A 15,001-nucleotide genomic window follows, 5' to 3' on the forward strand; every position below is an offset into this window, starting at 1 on the left:
TCTTTTTTTTGAGTTAACTATCGTGATAGGTAAAGGAATCCTGCTTTTTGCTTCATCACGCCACTAAGTGGTTTTTTATATTTTACCACATAATAGTAGGTACCATTAGGCAAGGCATCGGCTTTGTTTACCGTTACACGACCTTCGGAAATTCCGACAAACACTTTCGATGTATTGTCATAACCCTCTACTTCAAAAACCAATACACCCCAACGGTTGTAGATCTCTACGGTATTCTCTGGATAGTTTTCTATACGATCAATAGTAAAGACTTGATTATCCCCATCATTATTAGGTGAAAATGCATTGTGCACTAAAATATCACAAGAACTATCACTGTCATCAAAATCACACGGATCTTTCACTACAATAGTTACTGTTGCCGTAGCACAATTGTTTGGATTAATGACATCACAAATACTATACGTTAAAACATATGTCCCAACCGGTGTGCCTACTGGAATAGTGATTTTTCCTTGTGCATCTACACTTACGCCTGCTACTCCATTACTATCAACAATACTCACTACTACTTGAACTGAATTAACCGATCCGTTGTTTATTCTATCATTAACTAAAACATCTAAAACAGCTCCTTTGGATGAATTAATAGGTTGGTTGCTGTAATCGTCGTTGGTTGCTGTAATTATAGGTGCTACTACTGTGATTCTGACTGTGGCTTGATCACAAACAATAGGAGATTTTTTAGTACAAATTTCATATACGATAGTATAAGTATCGGCTGGCATTCCCTTCTTCACTTCTATTGATCCATCATTACGTAACGTAAATCCTGCTGGAACGGATATAGGTGTTAAAGTAATGGTATTATACGTTTCTGGAGTCAAAACAACACCATCAAGAGTATCATTCAACAACACACTAGCTATAGTTTTGTCAAACAAACTTTCCATCTCATATAATCCATCATCTGCAGCCTCAATTGCAGCAACTTTTATTGTAACTATAGCTTCATCACAAACTGTTGGATTGATTTTATCACAAATAGAATATGCTATAGTGTAAATACCAGCTGGTGTATTCTTTGGAACTTCTACATTACCGGTTGTTGTATTCAAAACTGGAACCAATGCTCCATTCACAACAGGCAATGCTGGACTTACAATCGAAATATTTACTAAACTAGTAGTAGCTGAAACTCCATTAATTGTATCAAACTTAGTCGAATTAGCTTCTAATACATTTCCAGCATTTGATGAACCAATTGTTCCAATTACAGTAGGTAAAATATCATCCTCAGCTTTAACTACTGGGTTTTTAACCGTAATGGTTATAGTTGCATCAGAGCAATTCGTTGGATTTAATTTCTCACAAATCGTATAGAAAATGGTATAAACTCCTGCTGGTACACTTGCTGGAATTACAATTTCTTTAGTAAGACTATCAACCTTTGGAACAGGAAAACTTTGTCCACCAGGTAACACTATATCTGTTACTGTAACAGTAATTTGATCAAAAGTAATTGACTTACCATCAAGTGTGTCAAATCCATTTCCATAATCCGAATTGAATGGCCTAAACTTAATCTCTTTTATGGTATTATCAACTGTAATTTCATCATTTTTTGCAATTATTTCTGCCACTCCAACAACAACAATACTGGTTACAATATCACAATTTAATGGATTATTCACCTCACAGATTTTATACTCAACATTGTAGTTTCCTGCTGGAGTATTAGGATCAACAGTTACTGTACCATCAGCATTCAAAGTCAATCTTGAAGGAACATTTACTGAAGTTAATGTTACTTGACCTGGATTCGTTCCAATCACTACTGGATTGCCATTTACTGTATCATTTGCTAACAAAGTCGCTGTAGTTCCTCCTGGTAAGCCGTTGATAACTACAGTCGTTTCGGTTACGGCATCGATCGTTGGTGCAGTAACAGTTAGCGTTACGGTTGCTGATTCACAATTCGTTGGATTTAATTTTTCGCAAATTTCATATACAATTGTGTAGTCTCCTGCTGGTGTGTTTGTTGGTACACTTACTTGTCCTGTCGCAACATCAATACTTGGTACTGGTGCTCCAAGTACTTTTGAAGCTGCTGGTGTAGTTACCGTTAGGTTTACTAAACCAATAACTACTGCGGTCCCATTTAAGGTATCTGGATTGGTTGGATTATTACCTAATACATTACCTGCATTTGATGTTCCTGTCGTTCCATTACCACCTGAAATAGTATCGTCTTGTGCAACTATTGTTGGAGCTTCAACTTTTACCGTTACGGTAGCTGATTCACAATTCGTTGGATTTAATTTTTCGCAAATTTCATATACAATTGTGTAGTCTCCTGCTGGTGTGTTTGTTGGTACACTTACTTGTCCTGTCGCAACATCAATACTTGGTACTGGTGCTCCAAGTACTTTTGGAGCTGCTGGTGTAGTTACCGTTAGGTTTACTAAACCAATAACTACTGCGGTCCCATTTAAGGTATCTGGATTGGTTGGATTATTACCTAATACATTACCTGCATTTGATGTTCCTGTCGTTCCATTACCACCTGAAATAGTATCGTCTTGTGCAACTATTGTTGGAGCTTCAACTTTTACCGTTACGGTAGCTGATTCACAATTCGTTGGATTTAATTTTTCGCAAATTTCATATACAATTGTGTAGTCTCCTGCTGGTGTGTTTGTTGGTACACTTACTTGTCCTGTCGCAACATCAATACTTGGTACTGGTGCTCCAAGTACTTTTGGAGCTGCTGGTGTAGTTACCGTTAGGTTTACTAAACCAATAACTACTGCGGTCCCATTTAAGGTATCTGGATTGGTTGGATTATTACCTAATACATTACCTGCATTTGATGTTCCTGTCGTTCCATTACCACCTGAAATAGTATCGTCTTGTGCAACTATTGTTGGAGCTTCAACTTTTACCGTTACGGTAGCTGATTCACAATTCGTTGGATTTAATTTTTCGCAAATTTCATATACAATTGTGTAGTCTCCTGCTGGTGTGTTTGTTGGTACACTTACTTGTCCTGTCGCAACATCAATACTTGGTACTGGTGCTCCAAGTACTTTTGGAGCTGCTGGTGTAGTTACCGTTAGGTTTACTAAACCAATAACTACTGCGGTCCCATTTAAGGTATCTGGATTGGTTGGATTATTACCTAATACATTACCTGCATTTGATGTTCCTGTCGTTCCATTACCACCTGAAATAGTATCGTCTTGTGCAACTATTGTTGGAGCTTCAACTTTTACCGTTACGGTAGCTGATTCACAATTCGTTGGATTTAATTTTTCGCAAATTTCATATACAATTGTGTAGTCTCCTGCTGGTGTGTTTGTTGGTACACTTACTTGTCCTGTCGCAACATCAATACTTGGTACTGGTGCTCCAAGTACTTTTGAAGCTGCTGGTGTAGTTACCGTTAGGTTTACTAAACCAATAACTACTGCGGTCCCATTTAAGGTATCTGGATTGGTTGGATTATTACCTAATACATTACCTGCATTTGATGTTCCTGTCGTTCCATTACCACCTGAAATAGTATCGTCTTGTGCACATATAACATTTGAGATAACAATAGGATCTGATGCTAAAGAAACACAACCTTCACTTGATTTAGCTGTTACTGAATAAGTTCCAGCAGCAAGCAAATTGAATACTCCAGTAGTGTTGGTATAAGTTGATCCATCAATACTATAAGTCATACCTACACCTGTAGGAGCAGTTATGGTTATTGTTCCAGCTACTACAGCACAAGTTGGTTGCAAAGTTGCAGAGGCAGTTGGTTTAGCTGGCAACGCATTTATAGTTAAAGGCGTTGTTACTTTTGTTGAACATCCTGAAGTGGTAACCGTATATTCTACCGTTACTGTTCCAGCCGTTACTCCTGAAACTACTCCTGAGGCATTGATTGTCGCTGTTCCTGTTCCATTTGCAATAGTCCAAGTTCCGCCTGCTGTTGTATTGGTGAATGCAGCTGTTGTTGCTCCAACACATACCGTAGTAGCTCCTCCTGCAATGGCTGCCACTACTGGCAACGCATTTATAGTTAAAGGCGTTGTTACTTTTGTTGAACATCCTGAAGTGGTAACCGTATATTCTACCGTTACTGTTCCAGCCGTTACTCCTGAAACTACTCCTGAGGCATTGATTGTCGCTGTTCCTGTTCCATTTGCAATAGTCCAAGTTCCGCCTGCTGTTGTATTGGTGAATGCAGCTGTTGTTGCTCCAACACATACCGTAGTAGCTCCTCCTGCAATGGCTGCCACTACTGGCAACGCATTTATAGTTAAAGGCGTTGTTACTTTTGTTGAACATCCTGAAGTGGTAACCGTATATTCTACCGTTACTGTTCCAGCCGTTACTCCTGAAACTACTCCTGAGGCATTGATTGTCGCTGTTCCTGTTCCATTTGCAATAGTCCAAGTTCCGCCTGCTGTTGTATTAGTGAATGCAGCTGTTGTTGCTCCAACACATACCGTAGTAGCTCCTCCTGCAATGGCTGCCACTACTGGCAACGCATTTATAGTTAAAGGCGTTGTTACTTTTGTTGAACATCCTGAAGTGGTAACCGTATATTCTACCGTTACTGTTCCAGCCGTTACTCCTGAAACTACTCCTGAGGCATTGATTGTTGCTGTTCCTGTTCCATTTGCAATAGTCCAAGTTCCGCCTGCTGTTGTATTGGTGAATGCAGCTGTTGTTGCTCCAACACATACCGTAGTAGCTCCTCCTGCAATGGCTGCCACTACTGGCAACGCATTTATAGTTAAAGGCGTTGTTACTTTTGTTGAACATCCTGAAGTGGTAACCGTATATTCTACCGTTACTGTTCCAGCCGTTACTCCTGAAACTACTCCTGAGGCATTGATTGTCGCTGTTCCTGTTCCATTTGCAATAGTCCAAGTTCCGCCTGCTGTTGTATTGGTGAATGCAGCTGTTGTTGCTCCAACACATACCGTAGTAGCTCCTCCTGCAATGGCTGCCACTACTGGCAACGCATTTATAGTTAAAGGCGTTGTTACTTTTGTTGAACATCCTGAAGTGGTAACCGTATATTCTACCGTTACTGTTCCAGCCGTTACTCCTGAAACTACTCCTGAGGCATTGATTGTCGCTGTTCCTGTTCCATTTGCAATAGTCCAAGTTCCGCCTGCTGTTGTATTGGTGAATGCAGCTGTTGTTGCTCCAACACATACCGTAGTAGCTCCTCCTGCAATGGCTGCCACTACTGGCAACGCATTTATAGTTAAAGGCGTTGTTACTTTTGTTGAACATCCTGAAGTGGTAACCGTATATTCTACCGTTACTGTTCCAGCCGTTACTCCTGAAACTACTCCTGAGGCATTGATTGTCGCTGTTCCTGTTCCATTTGCAATAGTCCAAGTTCCGCCTGCTGTTGTATTGGTGAATGCAGCTGTTGTTGCTCCAACACATACCGTAGTAGCTCCTCCTGCAATGGCTGCCACTACTGGCAACGCATTTATAGTTAAAGGCGTTGTTACTTTTGTTGAACATCCTGAAGTGGTAACCGTATATTCTACCGTTACTGTTCCAGCCGTTACTCCTGAAACTACTCCTGAGGCATTGATTGTCGCTGTTCCTGTTCCATTTGCAATAGTCCAAGTTCCGCCTGCTGTTGTATTGGTGAATGCAGCTGTTGTTGCTCCAACACATACCGTAGTAGCTCCTCCTGCAATGGCTGCCACTACTGGCAACGCATTTATAGTTAAAGGCGTTGTTACTTTTGTTGAACATCCTGAAGTGGTAACCGTATATTCTACCGTTACTGTTCCAGCCGTTACTCCTGAAACTACTCCTGAGGCATTGATTGTTGCTGTTCCTGTTCCATTTACAATAGTCCAAGTTCCGCCTGCTGTTGTATTGGTGAATGCAGCTGTTGTTGCTCCAACACATACCGTAGTAGCTCCTCCTGCAATGGCTGCCACTACTGGCAACGCATTTATAGTTAAAGGCGTTGTTACTTTTGTTGAACATCCTGAAGTGGTAACCGTATATTCTACCGTTACTGTTCCAGCCGTTACTCCTGAAACTACTCCTGAGGCATTGATTGTCGCTGTTCCTGTTCCATTTGCAATAGTCCAAGTTCCGCCTGCTGTTGTATTGGTGAATGCAGCTGTTGTTGCTCCAACACATACCGTAGTAGCTCCTCCTGCAATGGCTGCCACTACTGGCAACGCATTTATAGTTAAAGGCGTTGTTACTTTTGTTGAACATCCTGAAGTGGTAACCGTATATTCTACGTTACTGTTCCAGCCGTTACTCCTGAAACTACTCCTGAGGCATTGATTGTCGCTGTTCCTGTTCCATTTGCAATAGTCCAAGTTCCGCCTGCTGTTGTATTGGTGAATGCAGCTGTTGTTGCTCCAACACATACCGTAGTAGCTCCTCCTGCAATGGCTGCCACTACTGGCAACGCATTTATAGTTAAAGGCGTTGTTACTTTTGTTGAACATCCTGAAGTGGTAACCGTATATTCTACCGTTACTGTTCCAGCCGTTACTCCTGAAACTACTCCTGAGGCATTGATTGTCGCTGTTCCTGTTCCATTTGCAATAGTCCAAGTTCCGCCTGCTGTTGTATTGGTGAATGCAGCTGTTGTTGCTCCAACACATACCGTAGTAGCTCCTCCTGCAATGGCTGCCACTACTGGCAACGCATTTATAGTTAAAGGCGTTGTTACTTTTGTTGAACATCCTGAAGTGGTAACCGTATATTCTACCGTTACTGTTCCAGCCGTTACTCCTGAAACTACTCCTGAGGCATTGATTGTCGCTGTTCCTGTTCCATTTGCAATAGTCCAAGTTCCGCCTGCTGTTGTATTGGTGAATGCAGCTGTTGTTGCTCCAACACATACCGTAGTAGCTCCTCCTGCAATGGCTGCCACTACTGGCAACGCATTTATAGTTAAAGGCGTTGTTACTTTTGTTGAACATCCTGAAGTGGTAACCGTATATTCTACCGTTACTGTTCCAGCCGTTACTCCTGAAACTACTCCTGAGGCATTGATTGTCGCTGTTCCTGTTCCATTTGCAATAGTCCAAGTTCCGCCTGCTGTTGTATTGGTGAATGCAGCTGTTGTTGCTCCAACACATACCGTAGTAGCTCCTCCTGCAATGGCTGCCACTACTGGCAACGCATTTATAGTTAAAGGCGTTGTTACTTTTGTTGAACATCCTGAAGTGGTAACCGTATATTCTACCGTTACTGTTCCAGCCGTTACTCCTGAAACTACTCCTGAGGCATTGATTGTCGCTGTTCCTGTTCCATTTGCAATAGTCCAAGTTCCGCCTGCTGTTGTATTAGTGAATGCAGCTGTTGTTGCTCCAACACATACCGTAGTAGCTCCTCCTGCAATGGCTGCCACTACTGGCAACGCATTTATAGTTAAAGGCGTTGTTACTTTTGTTGAACATCCTGAAGTGGTAACCGTATATTCTACCGTTACTGTTCCAGCCGTTACTCCTGAAACTACTCCTGAGGCATTGATTGTCGCTGTTCCTGTTCCATTTGCAATAGTCCAAGTTCCGCCTGCTGTTGTATTAGTGAATGCAGCTGTTGTTGCTCCAACACATACCGTAGTAGCTCCTCCTGCAATGGCTGCCACTACTGGCAACGCATTTATAGTTAAAGGCGTTGTTACTTTTGTTGAACATCCTGAAGTGGTAACCGTATATTCTACCGTTACTGTTCCAGCCGTTACTCCTGAAACTACTCCTGAGGCATTGATTGTTGCTGTTCCTGTTCCATTTGCAATAGTCCAAGTTCCGCCTGCTGTTGTATTGGTGAATGCAGCTGTTGTTGCTCCAACACATACCGTAGTAGCTCCTCCTGCAATGGCTGCCACTACTGGCAACGCATTTATAGTTAAAGGCGTTGTTACTTTTGTTGAACATCCTGAAGTGGTAACCGTATATTCTACCGTTACTGTTCCAGCCGTTACTCCTGAAACTACTCCTGAGGCATTGATTGTCGCTGTTCCTGTTCCATTTGCAATAGTCCAAGTTCCGCCTGCTGTTGTATTGGTGAATGCAGCTGTTGTTGCTCCAACACATACCGTAGTAGCTCCTCCTGCAATGGCTGCCACTACTGGCAACGCATTTATAGTTAAAGGCGTTGTTACTTTTGTTGAACATCCTGAAGTGGTAACCGTATATTCTACCGTTACTGTTCCAGCCGTTACTCCTGAAACTACTCCTGAGGCATTGATTGTCGCTGTTCCTGTTCCATTTGCAATAGTCCAAGTTCCGCCTGCTGTTGTATTGGTGAATGCAGCTGTTGTTGCTCCAACACATACCGTAGTAGCTCCTCCTGCAATGGCTGCCACTACTGGCAACGCATTTATAGTTAAAGGCGTTGTTACTTTTGTTGAACATCCTGAAGTGGTAACCGTATATTCTACCGTTACTGTTCCAGCCGTTACTCCTGAAACTACTCCTGAGGCATTGATTGTCGCTGTTCCTGTTCCATTTGCAATAGTCCAAGTTCCGCCTGCTGTTGTATTGGTGAATGCAGCTGTTGTTGCTCCAACACATACCGTAGTAGCTCCTCCTGCAATGGCTGCCACTACTGGCAACGCATTTATAGTTAAAGGCGTTGTTACTTTTGTTGAACATCCTGAAGTGGTAACCGTATATTCTACCGTTACTGTTCCAGCCGTTACTCCTGAAACTACTCCTGAGGCATTGATTGTCGCTGTTCCTGTTCCATTTGCAATAGTCCAAGTTCCGCCTGCTGTTGTATTAGTGAATGCAGCTGTTGTTGCTCCAACACATACCGTAGTAGCTCCTCCTGCAATGGCTGCCACTACTGGCAACGCATTTATAGTTAAAGGCGTTGTTACTTTTGTTGAACATCCTGAAGTGGTAACCGTATATTCTACCGTTACTGTTCCAGCCGTTACTCCTGAAACTACTCCTGAGGCATTGATTGTCGCTGTTCCTGTTCCATTTGCAATAGTCCAAGTTCCGCCTGCTGTTGTATTAGTGAATGCAGCTGTTGTTGCTCCAACACATACCGTAGTAGCTCCTCCTGCAATGGCTGCCACTACTGGCAACGCATTTATAGTTAAAGGCGTTGTTACTTTTGTTGAACATCCTGAAGTGGTAACCGTATATTCTACCGTTACTGTTCCAGCCGTTACTCCTGAAACTACTCCTGAGGCATTGATTGTCGCTGTTCCTGTTCCATTTGCAATAGTCCAAGTTCCGCCTGCTGTTGTATTGGTGAATGCAGCTGTTGTTGCTCCAACACATACCGTAGTAGCTCCTCCTGCAATGGCTGCCACTACTGGCAACGCATTTATAGTTAAAGGCGTTGTTACTTTTGTTGAACATCCTGAAGTGGTAACCGTATATTCTACCGTTACTGTTCCAGCCGTTACTCCTGAAACTACTCCTGAGGCATTGATTGTCGCTGTTCCTGTTCCATTTGCAATAGTCCAAGTTCCGCCTGCTGTTGTATTAGTGAATGCAGCTGTTGTTGCTCCAACACATACCGTAGTAGCTCCTCCTGCAATGGCTGCCACTACTGGCAACGCATTTACGGTTACTGTCACAAACGCTGCCGCTGCTGATTCACAATCTACTCCATTCAAAGTAGAAACGGTTATACGTCGGTATTGAGTGGTTGCAGTTAAACCTGTTGGCGCATCATAAGTTGCTAAAGTAGCTCCTGATATTGTATTCCAAGTACTAAATGGACTTACAGAGCTCTCCCAACGGTAACTGATAGTTCCGAATCCTGTACCATCTGTAGTGCTAGTAAAGGCTGCTGGGTTACCTGAATTACATATTATTTCGTCTTTTGAAATTGCTCCCGCAGTAGGAGGACAACAAATATTAACTAAAGGATTTTTACTATCTCCAAGAGCTTGAGGAGAGCCAGCTTTAGTCGGCACCCCATTAGCATTGACAACATTACCTAAATTACTTTTAATAGGCAAATTATATGTACCAGATGTTGCTCCTACATTACCTCCAGAAATAGTTGAAGTAACAAGATCCGAACCTGTAAAATTAGCTGCGCCTTCTATAGCATCTGGGCAACCATCATTATCTGTATCAAGATCTAGATAATCTGGAATACTATCACCATCTGTATCAATAGCCGTAACACAAGTTCCTTTTGAAACTATAATATTATCCGTGTATTCATCAAACGAAACACCTATAGCTGCATTGGACAACCAAGGATAATTACTAGCAGGACCAAAATTAATTCCATTAGCAGTATATGAAGTCTCTGGAACACCAGCGGCAGAGTATCTATAAGACTCATTATCAGCGTAAAGGGTTAAAATCCCTGAAGCATTTGGTCTTATATAGTATGATGTTTTTTGATGAAACCATCCTGCTACTCTTGAAGGAACACTAATAGTAGACAAAGCTGAATTAGGCTCTCTAATTAACGGCGCCATTGTATTATTTGTATCTGAAGATGAGTGACCATATATAAAAACAGCATCTGGAGCACCTACATAGTCATCTGCCCAAACGAAATCTTGCCCTGAAGCACCTAATGCAGTTCCAAATTCATTATTATTATTAGAACCGTCACTTTGAAACAAAGAAAAATCGCCTTCTACAGTATATTTAGCTCCATCATAAAGATTTAAACCTTTATAGACTACAAAGGAGGACATTGCTAGATTATCACCAAAATCAGTTCTATTGGCAAGAGCAACATTGGTAAGTGCCCCATTATAACCAGCTACATTAGCAAAAATTCCCGAATAAGAAGAGCTAGCATTATCTGGATCCGAATTATATCCTTCCAAAAAACCTTCTGTACCGGTAACTCCAGAAAAAGAACCTTTTGGAATACCTACACCAACAACGGCGTTTTCAAAAGCACTTGATTTAATAACAACCGATGATGAAGGAATACAATCATTCTCTAAAGCATCCAAAATCCCATCATTATCATCATCTAAATCACAGGCATTTGAAATTCCATCACCATCTGTATCTAATCCTAAAGCAGGATTCGAAGTTACAACCACATTGGCAGATGCAGCAGAAACACAACCTCCCGAATTAGTAACCGTATAAGAATAAGTATTTCCTGCTACTAAACCCGTTATAGTTTTTGTAGTGCCAGTTCCCGTAATTCCTCCTGGATTAATGGTCCAAGTTCCAGTAGTTGGCAAACCATATAATTCTACACTTCCTGTTACCAAAGCACAAGTAGGCTGAGTAATTGTCCCTATTATTGGAGCCGCTGGATTTACACACGAAGAAACCCCCAAAGTAAACACATCACCAGAGTTGAAGGTAATGTTATTAAATACAGCTTGGCTACCAACAAAAGAACTTACTGGTACTCTAGTTACTGTACCTGTCGTAAAGTCTCCATTACCGTCGGTATCAATCAATAAAACCAAATTAGAAGCGGTAGCACCCGTTAAAGTGATCCCAGTAAGATTAAAATTCAAACTTACATTTGAGATATTACTACCATCCGTATTGCTTAACTGCGTTTTCCATTCCCTATTTAATCTAGTGGAAATTGAAGATGGCAATTCTGTTCCTTGCTGTACAGGAAGGGCAGCACTACCCGTGTTGTTGGCAATAAGCATAAATTCTTTATCGCCGTTTATGGCAGTTCGGGCAGCATCCAGATTTAAACTAGTTAAATCCGAGTTGGTAGAAACAGTTAATATTGTGTTGTTATTTATACTTTTTGAAATGCGTTGATTCAATCCATAAAGATCATCACTCCCTAATCCAAAGACATCATATTTATAAGTTGCATTTGATGTCCAAACATCAGATCCTGCAGAATTTACATAATTATATGACAAATTCCCTACCGTAGCACCCAATACGTCAGTCCCCCCCGTAATGGTTACTCCATATTTAATAGCTAAATATGATTCTACAATCTTTCTTTCAGCCTCTGTTAAAACCCTATCGTAAACTAAAACTTCTGCAATTACACCATTTAATTTACCTTCTACACCACTAGCAGAGAAATGTTTTCCCAACCTTACCATAGAAGGCAATGGTCTACCTGATCCAGTATTTGTAATATTAACCACTGCCTCATCTGTAGAACCATTTGCATACAAGCTATAAGTAACTGAACTTTCACCAGCGACATTTCTTTTTAAAACCCCTATCGAAGGCAATGTAAGCAAATTAAAATCGCCTGGGTTATAATAATCGCCTTCAGATCCTCCACCAAAAGAAAGTCTTCCGGTAGAAGGCACTCCCAAAGACATATCCGAATTAGTAGTCGCAGAACTACCACTAGGGTCGGAAATATCACCACCATACAACAATCCCGTAGAGTATTGACTAGAACCTACACCCGCAGTTTTAAAAACAACAAAAACGGTTTGGTTATTTAATGCCGGTGTACTCATCTGTACGGCATTACCCGCGCCCACGTTATTAACAAATTGAACAACCGGATTAAAATTGATATTATTATTACCTGCATCATAACGATAGGTTGGCATCGTTGGCAGAGGAGGTTCAGCATTTTCTCCTGGATGCTTTGTGGCAGCCACTCCATTTTGAGCGGTACCTCCCGACAGATCGTACCAAGTAGTAAGAGTTGTTCCTGTTGCTGGAACACCAGCTAGAGAATTTACCCCCTTATCCCCCTTAAACCATAAAACATTGTTTGCAACTTGAGAAAATAAAAAGGTTTGATAAAGAAAAACAAGAGAAAAAAAGAAAATTCTCTTGAGAGAAAAAGTAGTTTTTGGCATAATTAGATGATATTATCCTTAGTATTAGCATTTTAACCAAAACAATGATTTAAAAGAAAGATCAACACAATGTTTAACAATGTTTATTGTGTTAAAATATTTAAAATACTTAATTGGCGGCGCAAAAATAAATATTAATATTTTAAAATTGCTTTAAATCATTAATTATTAACCAAATCGCATGCTTTTATCGATATACTACACATTTAATCGATGAAATACACTTTATCAACTTCATAAGACTAAAATATTTCATGTTAAATAACTTATATCACATAGTATTAGACATGTTAATTACTACTAAAATTGTAGTAAACAATTGTGAATAAAAAAGAAGGGAAACAATAATTTTAATGAAGAATATTCTTTCTTTTTAATAAAATATAAATCACAATCATTATAACAATTCCAGACTTTAAAAAAGAAAAAAAATAAAGCATTCCTGCCTTAAAAAAACACAGCGGAAAAATATATTGCATTTTTAAAAACCAACTCCAACAACAAAACAATTTGAAATCTAGTCCCTATAATTTGTAACTAATCCACTAAAACTAACCTTCTAATAGACAAGGTTAAAATAACTTTCAAATAAAAAAAATGCATTGAAACGAATTTCAATGCATTTTGAAGGGAATACTATTTTTGCTTTTTTCTATACTCTTTACAGAAAAAGTAAAACTATACTATCTAGAATAATTAGGCGCCTCTTTAGTGATCGTTACGTTATGAGGATGACTTTCATTAATTCCACTTGCCGTGATGCGAACAAAACGACCTGTTTCTTGTAAAGTTGGAACGTCTTTTGCACCGCAATATCCCATACCTGCACGAAGTCCACCGATGAATTGTTGCATGCTTTCGTTCAACTCGCCTTTATATGGTACGCGTCCAACAATTCCTTCTGGAACCAATTTTTTCACATCGTCTTCTACGTCTTGGAAATAACGATCTTTCGATCCTTCTTGCATGGCTTCAACAGAACCCATTCCTCTGTAAGATTTGAATTTTCTTCCTTCAAAAATAATAGTCTCACCAGGAGATTCCTTGGTACCTGCTAATAATGAACCTAGCATCACACAATCCGCACCCGCTGCAATGGCTTTAGGAATATCTCCTGTGTAACGAATTCCACCATCAGCAATAACCGGAACACCAGAACCTTTGATAGCAGCTGCTACTTCAAGCACTGCAGAAAACTGAGGAAAACCAACACCCGCTACAATACGAGTCGTACAAATCGAACCAGGGCCAATACCTACTTTTACACCATCTGCACCATTTTCTACCAAGTACTGAGCTGCTTCTGGTGTTGCAATATTACCAACAATAACATCAATTTGTGGGAACTTGGATTTTACTTCTTTTAATACATTAACCACTCCTTGGGTATGACCGTGAGCCGTATCAATAATAATAGCGTCTACTCCAGCATGAACTAAAGCTTCTGCTCTTTGCACTGCATCTCCAGTAACACCAATGGCTGCTGCTACTCGTAAACGACCATAAACATCTTTATTAGCGATAGGTTTTTGAGTCAACTTAGTAATATCTCTAAAAGTAATCAAACCCACCAATTCGTACTGATCATTTACTACAGGCAATTTCTCGATTTTATGACCTTGCAAAACCACTTCAGCTTGTTCTAAAGAAGTTCCTTCAGCAACCGTAATCAAATTATCTTTGGTCATTACCTCAACAATAGGTCTTGAACTATTTTTTTCAAAACGCAAATCTCTGTTGGTAACAATTCCTTTTAGAATTTTATTTTCATCAACGATTGGAATTCCTCCAATACCATATTCTTTCATAGCCATTTTAGCATCGGCAACCGTAGAAGTCAACGGCAAAGTTACAGGATCAATAATCATTCCTGACTCAGCTCTTTTCACTTTTCTTACTTTGGCTGCTTGTTGCTCAATAGTCATGTTTTTGTGCAACACTCCAATACCTCCTTCTTGAGCCATAGCAATAGCCATAGCACTTTCGGTCACTGTATCCATAGCTGCAGATACAATAGGTACATTTAAAGTTATGTTTCTTGAAAATTTGGATTGAATACTCACTTCGCGAGGAAGAACGCTGGAGTAATTTGGAACTAATAATACATCATCGTAAGTTAAACCTTCGCCGATAATCTTGGAATTGTGTGCTTTCATGGTGCAATTTCTAGTTGAATTGCGTGCAAATATAGACAATCTTAAGCAAAAAAACAGACAAACCCACTATTAATTAATTAAATTAGCATGGGCTAACAAACTTGTAGCTATTTTTTTTCAA

The 15,001-nt window shown here is 40.3% G+C and carries 3 protein-coding genes; all 3 read right to left on the bottom strand.

Features of this window, described 5'->3' with window-relative positions; genetic code table 11:
* Window positions 1–17: 17 nt before the first annotated feature.
* Window positions 18–6,329, bottom strand: a complete 6,312-nt coding sequence (locus BXU11_RS09630; protein WP_189318520.1) for a gliding motility-associated C-terminal domain-containing protein — start codon at window positions 6,327–6,329, stop codon at window positions 18–20.
* Window positions 6,245–12,724 carry a thrombospondin type 3 repeat-containing protein gene (locus BXU11_RS17855; RefSeq protein ID WP_189318521.1) on the bottom strand — a complete coding sequence of 2,160 codons (6,480 nt, stop codon included), beginning with the start codon at window positions 12,722–12,724 and terminating at the stop codon, window positions 6,245–6,247. The genes BXU11_RS09630 and BXU11_RS17855 overlap by 85 nt, the downstream gene beginning before the upstream one ends.
* Window positions 12,725–13,407: 683 nt before the next feature.
* On the bottom strand, window positions 13,408–14,880 hold the full coding sequence (gene guaB / locus BXU11_RS09635; RefSeq protein WP_078212381.1) for an IMP dehydrogenase: 1,473 nt from the start codon (window positions 14,878–14,880) through the stop codon (window positions 13,408–13,410).
* Window positions 14,881–15,001: the final 121 nt, after the last annotated feature.

Origin of the sequence: Flavobacterium sp. LM5 (assembly GCF_002017945.1) — a bacterium.
GTDB classification, from domain to species: domain Bacteria; phylum Bacteroidota; class Bacteroidia; order Flavobacteriales; family Flavobacteriaceae; genus Flavobacterium; species Flavobacterium succinicans.

Coding starts and splice junctions, on each gene's coding strand:
- BXU11_RS17855 (WP_189318521.1), bottom strand. CDS start 12,724: ATGCCAAAAACTACTTTTTCTCTCAAGAGAATTTTCTTTTTTTCTCTT.
- guaB (WP_078212381.1), bottom strand. CDS start 14,880: ATGAAAGCACACAATTCCAAGATTATCGGCGAAGGTTTAACTTACGAT.